The sequence below is a fragment of the Nonomuraea cavernae genome (genome assembly GCF_040655715.1).
In the GTDB taxonomy this organism is placed as follows: domain Bacteria; phylum Actinomycetota; class Actinomycetes; order Streptosporangiales; family Streptosporangiaceae; genus Nonomuraea; species Nonomuraea cavernae_A.
In genome coordinates, this window is sequence record NZ_JBFAKL010000008.1 from 1 (window position 1) to 22,226 (window position 22,226).

14 protein-coding genes and 2 pseudogenes are annotated in these 22,226 nt (G+C 67.7%); 7 read left to right on the top strand and 9 right to left on the bottom strand.

Annotated elements, in window-relative coordinates; all coding sequences use genetic code 11:
• Positions 1–64 precede the first annotated feature (64 nt).
• The 3 genes from AB0I38_RS13520 to AB0I38_RS13530 are packed head-to-tail and all read right to left on the bottom strand — an operon-like array spanning position 65 to position 11,939.
• On the bottom strand, positions 65–2,845 hold the full coding sequence (locus AB0I38_RS13520) for an Eco57I restriction-modification methylase domain-containing protein (RefSeq protein ID WP_358466556.1): 2,781 nt from the start codon (positions 2,843–2,845) through the stop codon (positions 65–67).
• Positions 2,845–5,715 carry a DEAD/DEAH box helicase gene (locus AB0I38_RS13525; protein WP_358466558.1) on the bottom strand — a complete coding sequence of 957 codons (2,871 nt, stop codon included), beginning with the start codon at positions 5,713–5,715 and terminating at the stop codon, positions 2,845–2,847. Before AB0I38_RS13525 ends, AB0I38_RS13520 begins: the two co-directional genes overlap by 1 nt.
• Positions 5,715–11,939, bottom strand: a complete 6,225-nt coding sequence (locus AB0I38_RS13530) for a protein kinase domain-containing protein (RefSeq protein WP_358466560.1) — start codon at positions 11,937–11,939, stop codon at positions 5,715–5,717. Before AB0I38_RS13530 ends, AB0I38_RS13525 begins: the two co-directional genes overlap by 1 nt.
• A 554-nt stretch (positions 11,940–12,493) precedes the next feature.
• Here AB0I38_RS13530 and AB0I38_RS13535 point away from each other — a divergent pair.
• Positions 12,494–12,793, top strand: coding sequence for a hypothetical protein (locus tag AB0I38_RS13535; protein WP_358466564.1), 300 nt, complete (start codon positions 12,494–12,496; stop codon positions 12,791–12,793).
• A 400-nt stretch (positions 12,794–13,193) separates the two neighbouring features.
• Here AB0I38_RS13535 and AB0I38_RS13540 read toward each other — a convergent pair whose 3' ends face one another.
• The 6 genes and pseudogenes from AB0I38_RS13540 to AB0I38_RS13565 all read right to left on the bottom strand — a co-directional run bounded on the left by AB0I38_RS13540 (position 13,194) and on the right by AB0I38_RS13565 (position 16,381).
• Entirely contained in the window at positions 13,194–13,382 is a 189-nt protein-coding gene (locus AB0I38_RS13540; RefSeq protein WP_358466569.1) for a hypothetical protein, read from the bottom strand.
• An 11-nt stretch (positions 13,383–13,393) separates the two neighbouring features.
• Positions 13,394–13,714 (bottom strand): annotated as a pseudogene (locus AB0I38_RS13545) (alpha/beta fold hydrolase); the annotation flags it as partial.
• 79 nt (positions 13,715–13,793) lie between these two features.
• Positions 13,794–14,159, bottom strand: coding sequence for a DUF3592 domain-containing protein (locus AB0I38_RS13550; protein WP_358466571.1), 366 nt, complete (start codon positions 14,157–14,159; stop codon positions 13,794–13,796).
• Between the two features lie 156 nt (positions 14,160–14,315).
• On the bottom strand, positions 14,316–14,501 hold the full coding sequence (locus AB0I38_RS13555; protein ID WP_358466573.1) for a hypothetical protein: 186 nt from the start codon (positions 14,499–14,501) through the stop codon (positions 14,316–14,318).
• 151 nt (positions 14,502–14,652) lie between these two features.
• On the bottom strand, positions 14,653–15,915 hold the full coding sequence (locus tag AB0I38_RS13560) for a cryptochrome/photolyase family protein (protein ID WP_358466575.1): 1,263 nt from the start codon (positions 15,913–15,915) through the stop codon (positions 14,653–14,655).
• Positions 15,916–16,105: 190 nt separating this feature from the next.
• Positions 16,106–16,381: a 2-oxo acid dehydrogenase subunit E2 gene (locus AB0I38_RS13565; RefSeq protein ID WP_358467109.1), complete on the bottom strand. Its 276-nt coding sequence runs from the start codon at positions 16,379–16,381 to the stop codon at positions 16,106–16,108.
• Between the two features lie 14 nt (positions 16,382–16,395).
• On the opposite strand from AB0I38_RS13565, the pseudogene AB0I38_RS13570 reads away from it, so the two are divergent.
• From AB0I38_RS13570 to AB0I38_RS13595, 6 genes and pseudogenes are all read left to right on the top strand, one after another.
• Positions 16,396–16,644 (top strand): annotated as a pseudogene (locus AB0I38_RS13570) (AMP-binding enzyme); the annotation flags it as partial.
• 97 nt (positions 16,645–16,741) lie between these two features.
• Entirely contained in the window at positions 16,742–16,939 is a 198-nt protein-coding gene (locus tag AB0I38_RS13575) for a hypothetical protein (protein ID WP_358466577.1), read from the top strand.
• A gap of 199 nt (positions 16,940–17,138) precedes the next feature.
• Entirely contained in the window at positions 17,139–17,981 is an 843-nt protein-coding gene (locus AB0I38_RS13580; RefSeq protein ID WP_358466579.1) for a universal stress protein, read from the top strand.
• Positions 17,982–18,309: 328 nt separating this feature from the next.
• A complete protein-coding gene (locus AB0I38_RS13585; protein ID WP_358467111.1) occupies positions 18,310–18,450 on the top strand; it encodes a hypothetical protein in 141 nt (46 codons plus the stop codon).
• Positions 18,447–19,097, top strand: coding sequence for a universal stress protein (locus AB0I38_RS13590; protein ID WP_358466581.1), 651 nt, complete (start codon positions 18,447–18,449; stop codon positions 19,095–19,097). Before AB0I38_RS13585 ends, AB0I38_RS13590 begins: the two co-directional genes overlap by 4 nt.
• A 1,158-nt stretch (positions 19,098–20,255) precedes the next feature.
• Positions 20,256–22,226 (top strand): tetratricopeptide repeat protein (locus AB0I38_RS13595; RefSeq protein WP_358466583.1); only part of this gene is annotated, 1,971 nt, incomplete at its 3' end.

Genomic DNA, 22,226 nt, shown 5'->3' on the forward strand with positions numbered 1-22,226 from the left:
ACGATCTCACCACGCCTGGCCGAGATGATCAAAGTCACACGGTGCGACGAGACCAGAACACCCGTCACTTATCGCGCACAAGCTGAATGTCTACGCCCCGTCGTGCAAGGTCTTGGAAAAGGTACTGTGCTCCCGCTCCTGTCGCTATAGATGTCTGGACGATACAACCAAATCGCCCCGATGCGGAAACTATCATGGCGAATCTCTCGGCAAAAAGCTGGTCGGTTTGGAGAGAGTTCACGCCCTTTGCCGTAAGTCCCTTGCCGCAGAGTGGGTTCGTTCCTGAAGCGCTCGCAAAGAGGAACATTGATTTCACCCGGCGCCGCGCAGCCCAGTACTTCTTGCCCCCATCCGTATTATCTGCGACCCACTCTATAATTCGCTTGCGGCGGGCCTGGCCAGCAATAGCCGCTATCGACGGCTCAACCATACTGAAGTATTTCTTATCCTCGAAATCCACCTTGTCCCATGGCGGATTGCCCAGCACGCACGAGAAGCCGCCTGCCCAGCCGGTGGCGGGGTCGACATCCGAACCGGCGTGCTCTGGAACGGCGAAGATGTCTGGGAAGGCGAGGTGCCAGTGGAAGAACCGGTACTCATCGCGTAGCCGCTCGATCTCGTCGTGAGTGTTCTGAGGAAGAGCGGCGGCCTGCCCACTCCGCAGCGCAAGGAAGACGTCATGAGTGATCGCGGGAGGAGCGTCCTTGGTCTTGTGCCACATGAACGCCGCGCACCAGGCGTCGGCCAGGTGCTGGGCCTGGACGTACTCAGGTGCGGACTTCCACGCCTGGTAGGCCGCCTCTTGGTCGTGGACCTGGGCGAGCGTGCCCGAAGGCGCGTCGATGATGGCACGCAGGCCGGAGGCAAGGGCAGCGTTGGTCGCCTTCGTCTCGGTGCCCAGAGGGAACAGAGTGCTCTGCCCCGAACGCTCCTTGTCGTTCTGCTTCGCCAGGAACGCCGCGAACTTGGGGTCGTCCCCCTCCACCGCCTTGAACGCCTTGTTCGGGATGCCGTTCTCCATCAGGGCCGGCGTCGCGCCGATGAGGGCGTTGCCGTGCTTGATGTGCGCGTCCAGGAAGCCCAGCGGCTGGCCCGGCTCAAGGGCCTCCAGCCAGAGCGACACCTTGGCCAGCTCGACCGCCATCGGATTGAGGTCCACCCCGTAGACACACTGCGCGATGACTTCGTGCAGCGCATGCCGTACCGCATCCAGCGTCGGCTCCGGGTTGCCCTCCCGTACGGCGGCGACCCGCTTGGCGATGCGGCGGGCGGCGGCGACCAGGAAGTGGCCGGAGCCACAGGCAGGATCGCAGACGGTCAGGGAGAGCAGTTCGGTGACGATGCGATCGGAAGCGTCCGGCTCGCCCGCCGCCGACGCCCTGATCTCACCCCGCTTCTGCGCGTCGTCGATCACAGGGTCGAGCGTGGAGTCGAGCAGGGTTTCGATCAGTGAGCTGGGCGTGTAGTACGAGCCGGTCTTCTTACGGTCGTTGCCCAGGCGATTGACGAGCTCGAAGGTACGGTCCACCGCGCTGTGCTTGGGGATCAGCTCCAGCAGGGACTCATAGATGGAGCCGAGTTCCTCCGCGCCCATGTTGCGGTAGTCGATGGTGCGCCACCTGGTCGTGCCCTCGTCCTTGACCCGGGCCAGGTGCCGGACGGCCTCCAGCAGGTGGGCGTTCGAGATCAGCGCGTCGCGCAGCGGGGCGTCCGCGCTGGTGTCGTCGAAGAGCCCGCCCAGGCCGGGCAGGCCGAGTTCTGGCCGGCCCTCCACGTCTCCCAAGGCGTCCAGGACGATCTTCAACGCCTGGTAGAGGTCAGTATGGGAGGTGCCGCGCCGGCGGAGGGCATGGCGGCGGAGACGGACGGAGGAGAAGTACTTCTCGTAGCGGTCGCGGGCCTGCTGATCCGCCTCGGGCGTGTGCAGGGCGCCTCGGTCCTCGGCGACGAACAGGAAGATCAGCCGATAGGCGAGCCGGAGCAGCGCGGCGTGGAACTTGTCCACGTCCAGCTCGGCCCGGAGCCGTTCGTTGGTCGGATGCTTGAGGAAACCCGTGCCGAGTGCGGTGATCGCCCGCTGCACGCCGTCACGGTGGCTCTCCAGAGCCCGTACGCCCGAGACGATGGCCTCGACCCGCCACTTCTCCAGCCAGCAGGCCGACGGCGCCTCGCCGTCCTCGGTCCTGAAGCGGGTGTAGTGCAGCAGCCGATAGAGCAGCACGAACTCGCTGAACAGCTCGCCGTCGAAGATCGCCTCAAGGTTGAACTCCACGTACGAGGCCGTCGCCAGCGCACTGGAGTCGCGCAGCAGCCGCAGCCGCCGCCCGTTGGTGATGACCCCCCACAGGTGAGCCTCGCTCCGGTTCAGGAACTCCTGGACGAGCGACTGCGGCGGGATGTGCCCCCGGCGGTGCTTGTCCAGGTCGATGTTCCACGCGACCAGGTGCATCGGAACGTGCTGCCAGCGGTGACTGATCGCGAACGTGCGGCTGCCGTCATCGGACGGGAGGCCGGCGGTGCCCACGGCGGAGAGCTCGCCGAAGCCGAGCTCGGCGAAGAGCGGCACCAGCCACTGCGAGATCGCCAGGCCGGTGGGATCGGCCGGCGTCTCGGCCTCGGGCGCGACGGGAAGCTTCTCCCGCAGCTCCTTCCACACCGACTTGAGGTACTCCCAGTGCCGCTCGGCGTCGTCCCGCACCGTACGGGAGCCGATGACCTTGTAGTCGGCCGGTCGGTCGCCGGGGACGCCCTTGCCCTCGGAGATGCGCAGCAGCATGTCGGCGGGCAGCAACCCACCGACAGTGTGAACGGCGGAGAAGACCTGGTTGCGGGTGACTGCGGACATCAGACGACCCCTCCGGCGGGCAGGTAGACGTACACGCCGAGGATGTCGGCGGGTTCTTGAACGGTGACGTCCAGACCTCGGACGATCTCGCCGGACGCGCTGCGCACCCGGCGGTAGGAGTCCTCCAGCTCGGCTTCGAGCTGCTTGCCGTACTCGCTCAGCCGACCGCCGACGGCGGGCAGGCCGTCGAGGACGCGGGTCATGGTGCGCTCGCCGAAGACCGGGTCGGTGTTGGCGTCGGCGGTCGCGTCGATGAGCTGGAGCGCTTCCTCCGGCGGCAGCCAGAGCGCGCCGGCGGGCGAGCCCTGGAAGGCCAGGAGCCGGGCGTCCTCGGCGACGAGCTGCTTCTCTCCCGAGCGGGACGGCAGCGTGAGATGGAAGCGGTAGCGGACCAGCAGCAGCGTCGTACGGGTCCGCACGGCGCCGGTGCGGATCACTCCGCAGCGCCTGGCCGGCCGTCTGCCCTCGGTCTCCAGGGCGGTGTTGAGCACGTACCCGGCCAGCGCCCCGACCACGGGATCGGTGCGGACGAGAGCGGCCTCGCCCCGCGCCACCGCCGGCGTGGTGCGGAACGGGATCGGGCGGCTCAGCTCGCCGCCGATCACCGGGGCGACGGCGTCCCGGAGGCCGGTCGGGGTTCCGCTGATGTCGGCGGTGAAGTCGCCGGGGACGCCGCTCTCACGGATCACGCCGTCCAGCGCGTCCAGCGCGTTCCGTACGAACCGCCGCACCTCGTCGGAGCGGCCCAGGGTGTCGCGGATGGCGGCGGCCTCGCGGGCCACCTCCTCGGGGTGGATGGAGCGCTGGGCGAAACGGGAGCGGGAGGTGCTTTCGCGCTCGGCGGCCGAGTTCCACTCCGCCTCCAGGGTCTCGGCCTTGCGGTCGAGTTCTTCCAGCTCGAACAGCGCCTCCTGGTCGGGCTGCCGCTCGCGCATGAGCAGCCATTCGACGATGGCGTCGGTGACGCCCGTGGAGGCGGCGTCCGGGACGGAGACGGAGATGCCGAGGTCCTTGCGGATCTGGCGATGCTTCTTGATGAGGACGTCGAGGACCTTGCCGTCGATGCCGTTGTCGCTGCCGTACAGGGTGATGACCTTGACGACGTCGCGCTTCTGGCCGTAGCGGTCGACGCGGCCCTCGCGCTGGTCGTGGCGGGTCGGGTTCCACGCCAGGTCGTAGTGGACGACGGCGTCGAAGTGGTGCTGGAGGTTGACGCCCTCCGACAGGCAGTCCGTGGCCACCAGCACGCGCGGGGCGTCGGCGCTCTCGTCGGCCAGCTCCTCGATGCGTTGCAGGCGCTGCTGGGGGGAGAGGGTGCCGGTGACGTGCCGGATGACGGTCTTCTTGCCGAGCTTGCCGTCGAGGTGCTCGGCGACGTACTCGGCGGTCGGAATGTAACGGCAGAAGACGATCGGGTTATAGCCCTCGCGGATCAGCGCCTTGAGGTGCTTGACCAGGGCGGCCAGCTTCAGGTCCTCGTCCGGGCCCTCCAGCTTCGCGGCGCGCTCGGCGAGCTGGGCCAGCCGCGCCCCCGCCTCGCCGGTCTCCGCGCCGGGCGCGACGTCGAGGCCCTCCATGACGTCGCTGTCGGAGGCGTCGCTGGTCAGCGGGGCGCCCAGCCGGTCCGCCTCCTCCGCGCTCGCGGCCACCGCGGCGGCCGAACGGGTCCGCAGGGTCTGGGCGGCGGCACGAGGAGAGGAGACCATGGAACGCAGCAGCGCGATCGCCGACCACCAGGCGATGCGGGACTCCCGCTTGCCCTGCTCGCCCGCCGCCGACACCCGCTCACTGGCGTAGGCGATGGCGTCTTCGAGCAGCGCCCGGTAGGCGGGGGAGAGGCGGTAGGTCTCGTCCTTGAAATAGCGGTCGGAGGGGAAGGAGGTGTCCTCGCGCTGGCTGTCGTCGGCCAGGCCGTCGTTCACCGTGAGGAAGAGGCGTACGTCGGCCCGCTTGCGCTGCACGAAGTGCTGGGCGAGCAGCCGCCGCCCGGCGTCCGAGTCGAGCTTGACCGAGGCCAGCTCGGGGCTGAGCAGGCCCAGCAGGTTGCGGAAGGCGCTCTCTTTTCCGCTGTGCGGCGTCGCGGTCACCAGCAGCAGGTGCCGCTCGGGCTCCTTCGCGATCCGCTGCAGGAGCTCGTAGCGGAGCTGGTTCTGGGTGGAGGTGCTGTCGTCGGCCGCGACGCAGGTGTGCGCCTCGTCGACGATGACCAGGTCGGGGCAGTGGCGGACGAAGTCGTCACGGTGCCGGGTGGACTTGATGAAGTCCGTGGAGACGATCACCCTGTGGTGCCGGTCGAAGAGCGACTGCCCCAGATCAAGGCCCCGCTCCAGCTTGGAGACCGTGCTGGCTAAGACGAGCTCCGCGTCGATGCCGAACTTCGTCCGTAACTCCTCCTGCCACTGCTCGGCCAGCGCCGGCGAGCAGAGCACGGCCAGCCGCTCCGCACTGCCCTGGGCGAGCATCTCGGCGGCGATCAGCCCCGCCTCGACGGTCTTGCCGATGCCCACGTCGTCGGAGATCAGCATGCGAACGGTCTTCTGGCGCAGCGCCATCATCAGCGGGACCAGCTGGTACGCCCGCGGCTCCACCGCGATCCCGGCCAACGACCGGAACGGCCCCGCGCCGGAGCGGAAGCCGATGCGTAGCGCCGAGCACAGCAGCCCGGCCGCGTGCTGGTCGCCCAGATCCTTCGGCGAGGGCGGCGCGAAGCTGGCGCTGACCACCTCCTCGAACGCCGGGAACACGGCGGCCACGTCGTCGTCGGAGCCGCCCAGCGGGCGCAGCACCAGCATGTCGGCGGCGCTCTCGGGGAGCACCACCCAGTCGCGGCCCCTGGCCGAGACCAGGGAGCCGGCGGAGTAGGCGGGCATCAGCTGTTCCCTCGCGTGGTCATGGTTCCGAAGTAGCGCTCGTTCTGGGACGCGACCGCCGCCCAGTCGGCGTCGTGCTTGAAGCGGATCACGTCCCAGCCCTGGTCGAAGAGACGCTCCTCGGCTTCGGCGTCCCGCTCGGCGATCACCGCGTCCTGATGGACCGGGCCGTCGACGAAGACCGCCAGCTTGACGCCGGGAAGCCGGTAGACGTAGTCGGGCCTGGCCAGCGCCTCGGTGATGAACGTCTGCGCCTCGTCGGGCAGGCGCAGCCCCTGCTCCTTCAGCCAGGCGAGGAAGCTGCTCTCCAGCCCGGTCTCCGACTGGCCGTCCAGCCGCTTCAGCTGCTCGGTACGGCTCTCGCCGCGCCCGGTCGGTCTGGCCTCGGCGGCGGCCAGGCGCAGCAGCAGGTCGCGGACCGAGTGCCGGTCGATGTCGGCGTGGTTGAGCTGGTTGCCGTAGGTGAGCAGGCAGTCGTAGCAACCGCGGGCGCACTTCCGGTCGGGGCGCGGGCCGCCCAGGTCGGCGCCGTCGGGGGCGAAGTGGCAGATCGCGAGAGCCTCGGCGGCGGCGCGGGCCAGCGCGCCCCGCTCCGACTGCATCAGCCGGAGCACGCCGGCGCCGCCCTCAGCGGCCTCGGTGAACAGCATGCGATCCCGCGGCCCCTCGTTGGGCGGCAGCAGCTCGCTGGTCAACTCCGAGTCCTCCAGCTCGAAGGCGGCTTCGATGCCGCGCTCCAGCGCGTACATCAGGGAGAGCGCGACCGGCACGGGCAAGGGTTCATCGAGCTTGAGCACCAGGATGTTACGGGTGTCCTGCACGTACGGGATGACCCGCTTGCGCTGCCGCTTCTCGTTGCCGTCGGCGTCGACCACCGGCATCTCGCTGGAGTCGCCTGAGGCGTCGGCCGCCGCCTGCTCGTTGAGCCAGCGGCCGTCGGCCGGGTCCAGCCAGAAGCCGTCCGGTTCGTCCTTCTTGGCGCGCAGTCGTCCGAGGTTGGAGATGCGGACGGTGGCGGAGTCGCCGAAGGAGAGCGTCGCGAGCTTCCCGGCGGCGTCGGCCAGGAGCGCGTCCCGGCGGCCCGTACGCTGCCCGTGATCGTTGAAGCGGTAGGAGGTCACCAGCCGGAAGCCCGCACGGCGCCGCTCCTCCTCGTCCGAGGAGATGCGCTCCCGCCGCCGGGTGTAGACCGTGTGCAGCTGGAGCAGCCCGCGGGTGGGCGTGGGCAGCACCGCGTCGCACACCTCGCATTTGTCGGCGCGCTCGGCCGAGTCGTAGTGGTAGCCGCAACCGGCGCAGCGCTGCGCCTCCGTGGTCACCACCTCGCCCGAGGCGTCGGGCCGCAACTGGATGCGATCCACCTGGTAGCGGTTGCCCTCGTGGTAGATCAGCGCGCCGGGCCCGAACTCCCTGATGGCCAGGAAGCGGGGACGCTGCAGGTAGTCGCCGTCGCCGTAGCGCCGCCCCGTCGTCGGGATGTACGCCGCCAGCGGCAGACGGGGGAAGGAGTAGCCGGGCAGGAAGCCCTCACTGGCCAGGTAACGGTACGGGTTGAAGTCCGACAGCAGTGACCGGCTGTCCACGCTCTCGTTCTTCAGCAGGTCGAGCTGGGTCTCGGCCTGCTTGCGCTGCAGCTCGGCGATCTTGCGGTCGCGGTCGGTGAGTGTGTGGTCCAGGCGCCGCCGGTTCTGCTCGGCCTGGTCGGCGAGGGCCGCCCTGAACAGGTCGCGCCAGCGGTCGAAGGACCGGTCGAACTCCTCCGGAGCCCGCCGCACCTGCTCCTCGATCCACTGGTCATGCCACCAGGTGGGCGGTTCGCCGAAACCGGCCAGCACCCCGTCGAGCACGTTATGGGCTGCCGTCACCGCGCGCCGCCGCGCCTCCTGATCGCGTACGTCCGCCTCGACGGTGGCGTGCAGGAGCAGCTTCGGATCGGGGCGGCGGGCGCCCTTGTCGTAGCTCAGATCGATGAGCGTCGGAATGTTGTTGCCCAGCCTGAGCCCGCTTTCGGCCAGCCAGATGGCCTGGACGTGCGAGCGGACCAGGTCCTCGTTGGCCAGGTCCAGCCGCGGCGGGCGGACCGCCCCGGCCACCATCCGGTCGGAGCGGCGGAAGTAGTACTGGTCGTGGCTGTTGCCGGTGGCGCAGTAGGTGGTGACGAGCGCCGGCTGCCCCTGCCGGCCCGCCCGGCCGCTGCGCTGGGCGTAGTTGGCGGGCGTGGGCGGCACGTTGCGCATCATCACCGCGTTGAGCTCGGAGATGTCCACGCCCAGTTCCATCGTGGGGGAGCAGTAGAGCAGCTTCAGCTCCGCCTTGCGGAACTCCTCCTCGCGCCGCTCCCGGTCCGGTGGCGACACCTGCGCGGTGTGCTCACGAGCCGACAGGCCCGCGAGGGCGGCGGCCGTGTCACGGTAGAGATCGCGGAAGAAGACGTTGACGCGCGGGCCGTCGCCGCTGGCATAGGTCCGGGTCAGCGGGTCGTGGCTGCCGCTCTCCCCGGTGCCCGCCCGCCAGATGAGGCAGGCGGCGGCGATGCGGTAACCGGTGATGGGCGGACCTGAAGGGCGGCGGTAACGGCCGGCCCGCTGCGGCGCGGCCTCGAACGGCGTCAGCAAATGCGCCTTGGCCAGCACCTTCATCAGGTCCGCGATGATCAGCTGGGCGTCGTCGGCCGACACCTGCGGGAAGTGGATCCGCCGCAGGTACTTGCCGAACTTGCCCCTCCCGGACAGGAACAACCCGGAACGGTCGATGCCGGGACGGGAGCCCTGAGGGTAGGCGGTGCTCACCTTCGGCCGGTCACCACCGGCCAGCCGCCACGGATCCTTCAGCCGCTCCTCGCTCGCGCGCTGCAGGCTGTCGAAGTCCTCCCGGAAGTACTCGACGTCGATGGCGAGCGACCGGCGCATCTCGTCCAGCAGCGCCCGCATGATCTCGGCGCGCTGCCCGGGCTCGGCCCGGCGCAGCTCAGGCTGGGTGTCGTTCCACCGCTCGTCCCTCTTCGCCAGCCAATCGAGGTCCGCGTAGTCGATGACCAGCAGACCCGTCTGCTCCAGGTTGGGCATGGTGACCCGCCAGCCCCGTTGCAGATCCAGATAGAGGCGGAAGGCGATCACGTCCCGCAGCGTCTTCGCCGCCATAGCCGCCATGGACGGCGGCAGATCGTCATCCGCCGTGTAGTCGCCGGGGCTCAGCCCCAGCGCCCCGGAGACCCGGGAGGCCAGATCCTCGTGCCGGATGCCGTCCGCGTCCGCCGCCGTCGCCGCGTGGTAGAGCGCGCTGCGGAGCTGGGTGATCTGAACGAAGTCATTGAAGTGCCCCGCCTGCAGGGAAGCGTCCTGCCGGTTGTCGACGAAGGTCAGCAGTTTGCGGGCTTCCTTCTTCAGCGCCTCGGCCGGCACCTCCTTGAGCGAGCGGACGATCGAGGCGGAGATGAGGGAGGTCGCCGAGGAGCGGCCCTCCTGGTCGAGCCGGGCCAGTTTGGCAAAGTCCTTCCCGCGTACCTGCTCGTAGCTCACCCCGCAATGCAGGCAGAACAGGAACGGCGCCGGGATGAAGGCGGCCTGCAGCTCGCCGTGCCCCTCTGCGCCGTACGGGTCCACGGCCACCAGGCGGGGGACCCTCGGCCGGTATGAGTCCCGCACCATCTCCGCGCCGTGCGCGTCGAACTCCAGCCAGGACTCGGGCAGCCGGCGATCCTTCATCGCCTGCTCGACGCCGGCCGGCCACGGATGGGTGGAGTCGATGTAGAGGTAGCCGTCCTCGGCGCTGCCGCCGGTGGCGGTCGTCTCCCGGCGGTTCCCGTACACCACCTTGCCGTTCTTCTCCGAGCGCCACACGGTGAGGTACTCCTGGCCGCACTCACGGCAGAAGGCCAGCGGCAGCAGGAGCTTGCCGTCGGTGCCCGGCTGGTAGAGCTGGTAGTCGCGGGTCAGGTGACGGCTCGACTCGTCCTCCAGCGTGACGTGCACCGTGTCGCCCTTGGACAGGAACTGGTGCAGCCGGAAGGCGAAGAGCGGGCGGCCGGTCAGCGGATGGCACGCCTCCGAGCCCGCCTTCAGCGTGGCCCGGATCGCCTCCGCGCACGTCTCCGGGTCCAGGCCGCTCGTCCGGGCCAGCTCGGCCGCGGCCTCCTCGATCTTGGCGGGGTGCTGGCGGACCAGCCGTCCCTCCTCGTCGACGGTGAGCCCGAAGCGCGTCTCGATCCAGCGGGCCAGCGGATCCTTGACCAGGTCCTCGTACGCGCGGGGAGCCCCGGGCGCACTCAGCCGCTCGACCGGCACCGTCTCCGGCGGCTCTCCCGTCGCGCGGACCAGCGTCTCCCCGATGATGTTCGCGGTGTCGACGGGCGTGCCGAAGAGCGTCGTCGCGATCCGGGCCACCTCGTCGCGGCGGTCCTGGGCCGTGCCCTCGGTGGCCATGGTGGCGGAGGTGCCGATGCATTGCAGGCGCTCGGCGCGGCAGGCGTCGCGTACCCGGCGGATGAGCAGGGCGACATCGGCGCCCTGCCGGCCACGGTAGGTGTGCAGTTCGTCGAAGACCAGGAACTCCAGCCCCTCGGCCATCACGATCAATGACCTGCGGTCCTCGGGCCGGGTGAGCATCAGCTCCAGCATCACGTAGTTGGTGAGCAGGATGTCCGGCGGATCGTCGCGGATCTTCTTGCGGCTGGCCTCGTCCTCCTGACCGGTGTAGCGGGCGAAGCGCACCTTCTCCCTGCCGGCGCCGTAACCGTCCCTCAGATACTTCTCCAGCTCCTTGAGTTGGCTGTTGGCCAGGGCGTTCATCGGATAGACGATGATCGCGCGCACCCGCTTCCGCGCTTTCGGGTCCTCCTGGTCCCGCTGCCTGAGCACCCTGTCGACGATCGGCACGATGTAGGCCAGGGACTTGCCGGAGCCCGTGCCGGTCGTGAGCACGTACGAGTTGCCGGACTGCGCGGTCTTGATGGCTTCGAGCTGGTGCTGGTGAAGCGTCAGCGGCCGGCCGTCGCACTCCGTGCCGTCCTCGGTCTTGCCGACCTGGAAGATGCGGGCGCACTCCGGGTGCAGGATCCCGTTCTGGGACGCCTCCAGCACCGTTCCGCCCGACTTGAAGAACGGGTTCAGCGAGACCCACGGGTCGGGCCACTGGGACTTGGCGTCCAGGTCGTCCTCGACGAAGGCCGCGATCCGGCCGTCGCGGATGATCGTGCCGCCCTCGGTGAACGCCCTGTAGTCCTTGAGCAGTTGCTGGTGGACGCCGAAGACGTCCATGCCGGCGCCCGCCTGCCGTGGGTCCGGCGCCGGGGTGGGAGCCTGCCCCTGGTCGGTCGGCCTGAGCTTGAGGCGGGCCACCGGATCGAAGTCCGACCAGCCGGGAACGTGCGCCACCCCTTCTGCGAACGGCAGCAGCGCCTCCCGGACGGCGACCGCGTCGGCGGGACGGTCGGCCGGGTCCTTGGCAAGTAACCGCTCCACCAGGCGTGTGAAGTCCTGCGGGACGTCGGAGCGGAGCAGGCCAATGGGGGGTGGTCGCTCCGTGAGGTGTTTCTGGGCGAGTTCGTAGGCGGACTCGCTGTGGAACGGCGGGACGCCGGTGAGCATCTCGAACAGCACGCAGCCCAGGGCGTACAGGTCCGCGGCCTGGGTGACGGCCGAGGCGCGGAACTGCTCGGGGGCCATGTAGCGGGCACTGCCGACCGTGACACCCGTGCTGGTGATCTTGCTGTGCTCGATGTCCCCGGTGATCCGGCCCGCGCCGAAGTCGAGGACCTTGACCAGGCCGCCGCGCAGCAGCATCACGTTGCCGGGCTTGAGATCGCGGTGAACGACCTCGACGGCATGAGCGGCGGACAGCGCGTCCGCCATCTGCGCTCCCAGGGCCGCGGCCCAGGGGACGGGGAGCTGCGGGTGCTCGGAGATGAGGTCGCTGAGAGACTCGCCGTCGAAAAGCTCCATCGCCAGGTACGGCAGGCCGGAGGAGTCGACGCCGCCGGCAATCGTCTGGGGCAGATTGTGGTGCCGGAGCCGGCGCATGATGCGCACCTCGCGGTCGAACCGCTGCACCGCCTTAGCGTCTGCGCGCGAGTCGAGGACCGTTCCAGACCTGCTTCGAAGGATCAGCTTCACTGCGACCTCGCGGTTGCCGTCCTCCAGATCCCGTGCGCGGTGGACCTCGCCCATGTTGCCCTTGCCCAAGGCCGCCAGCAGCTGGAACCGGTACGCGACCACGTTCTGGTCCACACGAACCCCCTCGCTCTCCGCCTGCGGTGATCCGCACCGCCGGAGTACACATAGAAGCTCCTCCAGTTGTAGCATCACCATTGACTGAGTTCACATAGCAATGGTGTCGAGTCAGGTAGCACGCAACCGCTGGCTCCAAGGTCGCGTGAGGTCAGAGGAGACAAGAGTTAAAGAATCTAGCTCGAAAGTCATCTTGATGGAATCCGGGACGTCTACTTCTTAACCAATACGCAGCCCTCTGGAGTAGCACATGAACGACTTGTGGTATCGGCCCTCGCTTGTAGATCTGGACTGGCTTAGCGCGTTTCGCCCTGAGATGCCTAGTTATCGGAAAAGTCGCGGAGGGAGAAAGGGGTGGACTGAAATCACGCGCACCTGAGGTCAGAAATATCGAGGAGAGCCCTAAAACGAAGCAGCTTCATAAGGGCGCATATGCGATTCAGGTTGATGGGGACTGCCACGCGCTGGTTGTTCTTACCGGCAACGAGCCCGTCGCAGCCGCCGGCGCGGAGCACCGGTTCACCACCTCCGGCCATCTCATCGCGGCCTGGGCGGTGCGGCAGCGCATGTGGGACGAGGCCGAGTTGTTGTCCGGGGACACCGTGTTCAGGATCGGCGACATGGTTCGTCCCGAGGGGGGCGACGTCGTGGGCAGTGTCACGGCCGTGATCTCTGTCCCCGGTGGCTACCTGTACAGCGTCGACATCCGGGGGACGATCAAGCGGTTCACCGAGCGATCACTCGTCCGCGTCCAGGGCGACCCGAGTGACCCGGAATTCTGGCTCAAGCAGAACTCGATCGCGTGCTGGTCGTCACCCCGTCCGTCCTGCGGTACAAGTGGCAGGCCGAAATGAGGCAGCGATTCGACCGTAACCTCGATCAGCTGACGCCGCGTCATCTGGAGGCTTCGCGGACCGGCTGGAGGGCTGTGAGGACCCGCCGTTGCACGGCGTGATCGCTGCGCATCGCCGACCGGGCACTCGAACGCCTGAGCCACCTGCAGCCGCGGTTCGACCTCATCATCGACGAGGCCCACAGGATGCGCGACCGTGAGAGCTGAACCGCGCCGGGTTTGTTGAAGATCCTGGTTGATGCGCTCGAACACGATCGTCAGCGACCTCTCGTGCGCGGCCGCCGGCCTCGTGAGCTAGGTGGCCGACCGCAGGCCGGACGAACTGCCCGCGACGGTGGCGGGGCGTCTGAGCGGTGTGCGCATCCGCAAGATCTATCCGTCCGCTGTACTACGCCGTCGTTTCAGCCGAGTGGGATGAGGATGTCGGCCAGTTCGCCGGGCTTGGAGAGGAAAGGCGAGTGGGAGGCGTCGAGCGTGACGACGGAGGTCGGGTTGTCCGGGTACGCCGCGTCGGCCTCCGCGATGAACTTCGCCTGCAGGCCCGGCCGGATGGCCATGTCCCGCGTACAGACGATGTACGTGCGCGGCACCGATCCCCTTCGGGTGTCTGCTGGGCCGTTCGCGTCAGTACGGGACCGGCCGCGCTGTGGGCGACCACCGTGACCGGCTCGCCGCCGCCGATCCGCTTGATCTGCGAGGTCAACAACTCGGCCGCGTCGTCGAGAGTAACATCCGCCACGGGCGAGACCTCGGTGCCGACCGCCTCAGGGTCGTACGGCGGTTCGGTGAACCACCGAGGACGACGGGCGTACAGCCCATGCCCCGCCATGTCCACCGCGACGGTCAGGCGGCCGCGGGCCACCACATGGGGGACGACTTCGCTCCAGCACCAGGCGCCGTGCCAGAAACCGTGGACCAACACCAGCGTGGAGATGAATGCTCCCTGGTTGATCGGGTGAACGATGGCAGCGAAGCCAGAGACCGCGGAGTTCGCGCCAGAATCAGATGATCTCGAAGGCGGTGAGCACGCCGAGGGTGATGAGGAAAAGGCCTATGCCCACGACCCACCTTCCCATCGTGGAACCGTCCTGACCACCGGTGTCGATGCGAGCATTTCGCTGCCTGTCAGGGTCGTAGAGGACCGTGACGCGATCTCCTGGTTGAGGAGGCTTGCTCTCGCCGTAACGCGAGGTGATCTCGAACTCCTGGCCATCGCGGGTCGTGAAGCGGAAGATGGGATAGCACGCATTGCTATCGGGGTCACTGCTCCTCTCCAGGCCGGTGACCACGCCGGGTACCCGGACCCCGCGGGCGCGGAACCGCCGTGACCTGCGCAGCAGCCAGACGCCGCACGCCAGGTTTGCCAACCCGAAAATAAAGAGCATGTCGGGCGAAGATGTCGATTCCAATAAAGATCACCTTTCGCTCAGGCGACAATCCGCCGTTGGCAAGCGTTTCTCTGATCGACTACGCCACCGGCGGTTTGGTTCACAACCACATCGACGTTTTACAGGCTCCCGACGTCAAGGAGGGGCATGGTGATCGAGGAACAGCCGGGCGATCAGATCGTCGCGTGAACCGGTGCCCGACTTGGCGAAGATCGACTTCAGGTGATCCTGCCTGGAACGGCCGCCGGGTTCGGGGACGGCCGAGTGCTTCGTGGTGCTGCGGGGCCCAACGGCGGGCGCACCGGTGAGCGAGGCCGGCATCGCGCATACCTTCTCGATCGCCGAGTAGAACCCGCGCCACGGTCCGGATCGGCCAGCGCCTCGTCCACGACCCACGCGCACGTGGCCGGCTCGTCGCCGAACACCTCCGTGATCAGCGACTCCCGCGTCGCAGGGTGGTTCGCGGCCGTGCCTACCCGTCGGTGCCGTCCAGTCGCGCGGGATATCCGGCGGGAAGGGACGGCAGCCGCCATGGCTCGTGAATCTTCGCGCCGGGAACATCGGCAAGTTCGGGCACGTACCTGCGGACGTAGGCGCCTGCCGGATCGTAGCGTTTGGCCTGGCGCAGAGGATTGAAGCCGCGGCCGGGCCGGGTGTCGTTGCCGGTCCCGGCCACCCATTGCCAGTTGCCCGAGTTGTTGGCCACGTCACCGTCGAGCAGGTGCTGGAAGAAGTGCCGCGCGCCGTCGCGCCAGTCGAGGCCGAGCCGTCTGACCAGGTACGTCGCCACGATCAGGCGGGCTCTGTTGTGCATCCAGCCTTCGGCGAGAAGCTGGCGCATCCCCGCGTCCACGATGGGCAGCCCCGTCATGCCGCGGCGCCAGGCGCACAGCGCGTCGCGGTCGTGCCGCCAGCGGCGTTCCCTGTGGCGGTAGTTCTCGCGGTTGATGCGAGGGAACGCGTAGGTCACCTGGTGGTGGAAGTCCCGCCAGCACAACTGGCGGACGAAGTCCTCGCTGCGCTCGGCGCGGCAGGCCAGCTCCAGCGGTGACACGCAGCCGAAGCGCAGATACGGGCTGAGCCGCGAGGTGCGGTCACCCGCCAGGTCGTCGTGCCCGTCGGCGTAGCCGGCAAGGAACTGCCGCAGCCACCGGTCCGCGCGTTCGCGGCCCGCCGACTCGCCGCCCGGCATGGCCGGGTCCGTGCCGGGCCGGGGCAGCCGGCCGGGCGCCAGGCCGGATGGCAGCCGGACTCGGTGCGGAGGCGGCAGCACCGGCCGGTGGCGATGGCGCAGCCAGGCGTGCCAGTAGGGGGTGAAGACCCGATAATGATCACCGCCGCCGGAGGGCCGCAGCGCGTCCGGGGGCACGACGGTCACCCCGGGATGACGCAAGAACTCGATCCGCTCCTCGGCGAAGCGTGCCTCACGCCGCCGGGCCAGCGAGCTGACGTCGGCGCTGGCGTGGATCGCCGCCGCGCCCACCTCACCGGCCAGCTTCACTGTCTCGGCGACGGCGTCCCCCTGCCGTACGACCAGGTCGCCTCCTAGCTGCCGGAGCGAGGCGCGCAGGTCGGCCAGACACTGCAACAGGAAGCCGTGCCGTGCGTCCCCGGGTATGGATGGGTCCAGTACGAACAGTGGCACCACCTGGCCGGCCCGCTCGCAGGCGGCGGCGAGAGCCGGATGGTCGTGCACGCGCAGGTCGCGGTTGAAGAGCACGATCGCGGTGTCCATGGGGACAGTGTGCTCGGGGACCGCTCCAACAGCACGGCGCAGCGCCGATCGTGGCAGCGGACGATCAGCGTGGTCACCAGGGCGATGTGGCCTTGACCGGAGCAGAAAGCCGGGGCGCTGCCGTGAGCGTCGGATCAACTGGTTCCGATATGGGCGGCGAGGAAGATGAGCTCCCGTGCCTGCTGCGGGGTCATAGCTCCTCCGGATGGTTGAGCAGCCGTTCGACGACGGCGAGGAACCGGGCGCCGGTGAAGCCGTCGGTGGCGCGGTGATCGGCGGCCAGGGTGACGGTGACGAGGGGCCGGACGCCGAGCAGGCCGTCGACTGCCCAGGGCCGGTCGAGGATCTTGCCGAAGCCGACGAGGGCCACCTGCGGGGGATGGACGATGCCGTGAACGAGCTCGACTCCCAGGTCTCCGAGGTTGGTGACGGTGATGGTGGCCTCGGTCATCTCCGTGGCGCGCAGCCGTCAAGCCCGACCCGGTGGCCGGCGAACTGGTGAAGGCCTTCGTCACCCTCAATCCCGGCTACGAGCCCGGCGAGCCGCTCCGGCTGGAACTGATCGCCTTCGCCCGCCGCCGGCTGGGCGCGGTCGCCCCCAAGGAGATCGCTTTCGACCAGAACCTGCCGCACACCCGCAGTGGCAAGGTCATGCGCCGCCTGCTCAAGGTTCGCGAACTCGGCCTGCCCGAGGGCGACATCTCGACCTTGGAACATCCGGCCCGGTGAGCGCCCGGTTGGAGCGGGCCGGCACCCAGCCGTGCACGATCGCGCCGAAGGTGGAGCCATGGCTGGTCGGGGACCAGCCGGGCCACGGAGTGCGTGGATGGCGCTCATCGTCGCGAGGACTGATATCGGTTTCCTAGGGGAATGCTGGTTAAAAGAGCAAAACTCGCGCGGCACAGGGAGCTTGCACGGTCGGTCGTGGCGAGCTGATGAATTGACCGATGAAGCCACCACCACTGACCGCGCCGCGCTTCGAGACGGCGATGCTCGGGCTTCGGTCATGCCGCCCGGCTGGTGACCGTCCGCGCACCCGGCCGCGCCACGCAGACGACCCCTGGCGGGCGATCGCCACCGGGCAGGGTGCATGGCCGCAACATGGCTGCGGTCACGGAGCCGAACCGTTCGTGCGGGCTCCCGACGACCACCAGGGTCGCCTTGTCCACCGGCGCTGGGGGCGGACGCCGCGTGAGGCTGGTGAAAGTAGGAGGAGATGCGTGATGGCCGGACACATCGTGGTCGGCGTGGATGGGTCCCTACCGGCGACGGCGGCCGTGGAGTGGGCCGCCGCGGACGCCCAGCGCAGAGGGCTGGGCCTGCGAATCGTGCATGTGTGCGAGCAATGGGGCTACGGGGATGAGGGGACGAAGGTCTGTGCGGGGGTGCTGGCCGCGGCCGCCGATCGGGCACGCGGTCTGACGCGCGACGTCGAGGTGACCACGGAACTGCTGCCCGGCCATGTGATCGATACCTTGGTCGGTGAGTCGGCGTCCGCGGACAGCGTGGTGCTGGGCAGCCGGGGAGTCGGCGGGTTCGCGGGGCTCGTGGTCGGCTCGGTCGGCCTGGGGGTTGCCGGGCATGCCGCCGGAGCGGTCGTGATCGTCCGCGGGCCGTCCGTCGTCCAGTACGGGCGGCGGGTGGTCGCCGGAGACGACGGCTCCGACGAATCCGAGGCGGCTGTGCAGTACGCCCTCGAGCAGGCCCGCGCCCGCGGCGTGCCCCTGTACGTCGTGTTCGCCTGGCAGATGTCGATCGCCCCGCCGTTGGCGGCCGGATACAGCAAGATCCTCGAGGGCGCCCGCGAGCAGGAGATTCTCATGGCGGCCGAGCGCGTGATGCCCTGGCGGGAGAAGAACCCGGATGTCGAGATCATCGGCGAACAAGTGGTCGGCCATCCGGCCGATGTCCTGATCCAGGCGGGCGGAACGGCGGATCTGGTGGTGGTCGGCTCGCGCGGTCTGGGTGGCTTCGCCTCCGCGGTGCTCGGCTCGGTCAGCCACGCGGTACTGCACCACGTGAACTGCCCGGTCGCCGTGGTGCGGCCTCGAACGCGACAGGCGTGAGACCTGGCGGGGGGCCAGCCGCGGTTCGGTGAGCCATGGGCGTACCGCATCGAGCCCCACTGCCCCGCCGCAGGGGTCCAGGCCCCTCGCGGATCGGGTGACATCCCGGTGGCTGCATCGCCGCCGCTGACTGCGAGGGCGCTGTCGCTCCACGGCAACGCGACGCAGGCGCCGGATCGTGATGCGGCCGATGATCGGTGCCGGGGAAGCCGAGCCCTGACCCGGCCCTCCGTCAGGGGTGCCACCCGGGACGGGAAATCGGCTCGTAACGCATGGGGGCATCGTGATCGTGGCGGGTGTGGACGGCTCGCGGGCGAGCCTCGTGGCGGTGGCATGGGCGGTCCGCGAGGCCGCGATGCGAGGCGTCACGGTTCGTCTCGTGCACGTCATGCCAGGCCTGGATTCTCCGCGGGTGCGTCCTGCGAGCAGGTCCGGCGATGGTTGCGTAAGCATGCCATGGTCGTGGTGACAGACGCCCTGCGGCACGCGCGGCGGGAAGAGGGTGAAGTCAAGGCGGATGCGCAGGTGCTGACCGGTGATCCTCGGCTCGGATTGGTCAGGGCTTCCAAGGACGCCGAACTCCTGGTCGTCGGAAGCCACGGAACAGGAGGGTTCTGGGAGCAGTTGGCCGGCTCGGTGGCGTTGGGCGTGCCTGGCCAGGCCAGCTGTCCGGTGGTCGTGGTAGGCGACCCACCCGAGCGGTCGCGCAACGAGGTGGTCGTCGGCGTCGACGGCTCGGCGGGCGGCCGTGCCGCAACGGATTTCGCCTTCGCGGAGGCCGCACTGCGCGGCGCCGAACTGCACGCGGTCCACGCCTGGAGCCCGGTGGGCGAGGGCCGGGCGGCGAAGGGCCCCGCACAGGAGGCGGGCAGGCGCCTGCTGGCGGAGACGGTCGCGGATCTCCACGCGCGCCGTTCAGGGGTCAAGCTGGTGACGCGGTCGATCCGTGGGCATCCCGTGGACGTGCTGCTGAGGGCGTCCGCAGGAGCCGGACTGCTGGTCGTCGGATCACGGGGGCGCGGCCCTGTCACCGCGTTCTTCGGATCGGTCAGCCATGCGCTGGTCCAGTACACCCGATGCCCGCTGGTCGTGGTCGCCGTGGCTGACGAGGAATGATGGATGTCCATGCGGGACGTTGCGGCGGCGCCATCGTGTCGACACTCCCGCAAGGCGTCCCGTCCTTGATCCCGCCACCAGCCGAAGCCCCGCGAGAGGGCTGTACCGCGTAGGCATTCAGGGCACTTCCTCCTGGTCGGTGGACGCGCTGAAGGTGACCACCTGGGCAGCCGCTTCCTCGGCCCCGGCGATGATCGCCCCGTGGCTGGCGACGCGGCGGCCGTCGCCGGTGATGGTGTGGACACCGGCCCAGCTCGGCGCGTTTCTCGACCACGCCGTTGGGGACCAATTATACGCGTTGTACCACCTGGTGGCGTTCCGGGGGCTGCGGCGAGGTGAGGCGTGCGGTGCGCGGTGGGTAGACGGCGAACTGGGAAGGCGTTCTGACGGTGGCCAGGCAACTGTCCAACGTGGGCCGCCGGGTGGAAGAGGGGAAGCCGAAGTCGCGGGCGTCGGAGGCCGCGGTGGCGTTGGAGTCAGGGACGTTGGCGGTGCTGCAGGCGCACCGCGAGCGGCAGGTGGAAGAGAAGAGGACGTGGGGCGGTAAGTGGCGCTCAGCCTGGCAGCGGGGACAGACATGAAGGATGTGTCGGCGATGCTGCGGCACCCGTCGATCGGGATCACGTCTGACATCTGCACAGCAGTATTGCCGGAGATGGCGCGTTCGGCGGCTGAGGCGTCGGTTGCTCTGGTGCCTCGGAGGATCGCGTTGAGGGAGGCGTCCGAAACTGACGGTCCCCCTTCGGTCCCCCACCCGGCGGATCGACGACCCGCGGATACGAAGTTGAGTGCTGCACCGCAGGTGGAGTAGGTAGGGCGGGTGGGACTTGAACCCACGACCCACGGATTATGAGGCAGAGGGTCAGTACGACCCGATCGTGTCTTTGACCTGCACAAACAATCCATGGCATACGCTTTGCTGGGCCAGGCGGGGAGATATTGGGGAACGATCAAGCCCGAAGCCATTCTCTCGGCTCAAGGCGAGCTACGTAGCCAATGCACCACATCACATCGCACTCGGCCGTCAGCGTGCGCCTGGGCCATACTCCCTGCGCCGGCATCGCTTCCCAGCGTACGAGGCGCGAAGTCTAGCCGGAGGTGACAGACTAGCCCGGCATGGTGGATGTGGCCGTAGGCGTAAGGGCGTAGGAGCTATGCATGGGCGAGATTCCGCTGTCATTGCAGGAGATTGTACGGCGCCGCCAGCGAAGCAGCTTTGTGGGACGAACCGGGCAATTGGCGCAATTCCAACAGAATCTCGGCCTGTCATTGGATGACGAGCGGCGCCGATTTATCTTCAATATCCACGGTAATGCAGGTGTCGGGAAGAGTTTTCTAGTGCAACAATTACGGCACCTGGTTAGCGAAAAGGGGGGAATCTGTGCGTTCTCTGACGAGAATGCGCGCGGGATTCCCGAAACGCTTGGAGCGATTGCCTCAGATTTCGCCTCTCAAGGCAAGAGGCTCAAGAGTCTAGAAGAACGCCTAGCTACCTATGCGGATCGTTTGCGAGAAACTGAGGCGGACCCTGATGCTCCGCAAGATACCGGTGGGTTTCTCACCAAAACTGCTGTGAAAGTAGGCTTACATACTGCGAAAAGTATTCCGGTGGCAGGTTCTCTTGTTGAATTGGTAGATGCGGAAGCTCTCACCGACCAGGCCAACAAATTTCGGGTCTACCTGAGCAGAAAGTTCCGCAATCATGGCGATATCCGTCTACTTCTATCACCCGCCGATGAACTGACCCCTATCCTGATTCAGGAGCTGGCTGTACTAGGAGATGGTGGAAAGCCGCTAGCGCTGTTCTTTGACACGTATGAACGCACTTCCACCTTTCTCGACGACTGGCTTCTAGACTTGCTGACGGGCAGATACGGCGCACTTCCCGCGACTTTGATTATAACGATTGCCGGTCAGGTGCCTCTAAACCCTAACCGTTGGTCGGCGTACCTTGGAATAACAGCCGATATCCCATTGGTGCCATTCACCGAAATAGAGGCGCGTCAATTATTGGCCAGTAAGGGCATTGATAACGAAAGCGTCGTGGAAGTCATTCTTTCGCTTTCTGGTGGGCTCCCTTTGTTAGTGGCGATGTTGGCCGAGAACAAGCCAGACGATCTATCGGCCGTTGGGGATCGCAGCGGTGATGCAGTCGAGCGCTTCCTGAAGTGGGAGGATGACGCGGCGAGGCGGTCTGTCGCCCTGACCGCCGCTTTTCCCCGCCGCTTCAATCAGGATATCTTGAATATACTAGTCGACGAGATCGGTGGAGAATCGCAGGGCGCTTACGAATGGCTACGTCAGATGCCATTCGTGGCAGATAGTGCGGGAACGTGTCAATATCACGACGTGGTTCGTGCGTCCATGCTTAGGATGCATCGTAATCGATCTCCTCAGACATGGAGAAGGATACATACTAGATTAGCTGATGTTCACGCCGACTGGCGTCAATGCTTTGCATCGGATTCCAGGGATGCGTGGAAGAGTGCTGCGTGGCAGAATCATACCTTGGATCGCATTTATCATCTCCTCTGCGCGAATCCAATGACCTCTATGTCGGAGATCTTGGAGCAAAGCGTATATGCGTGCCGAACTAACGTCTCGATTGTTAATCGCCTGCTAGATACGATCAATCAGGCGATCGCCGACTCCGGCGACGAGGATCTGCGCTCCTGGGGTAGGAGATTAAGTGAAAGCCTCCCTGATGGAGAAAGCGATACCACGGGATTCCTTAGCGTCATTATTGATCTCGCCCGCTATTTGCCGGACGTTGAAGCGCTCGCTCGGAGCCAAAGGGCTTGGCATGCATATTATGCCGATCAGGAACAGCGTGCGCTGGGAGACTTCAATCGCGCTATTGAGCTTGCCCCAGACAACGTCTGGACTATTTCTCGGCGCGGCCAAACTTACTGCTGGATAGGTCGCTATAGCGAGGCGCTGGCCGACTTCAGCCGTGCGATCGAGCTCGACCCCGCTGATGCCTGGGCCACCGCTCACCGTGGCGAGACCTACCGGTTGGTGAAGCGCTACGATGAGGCGCTGGCCGATTTCAGCCGTGCGATCGAGCTCGACCCCGCTGATGCCTGGGCAATCACCAACCGTGGCGAGACGTACCGGGAGATGGAGCGG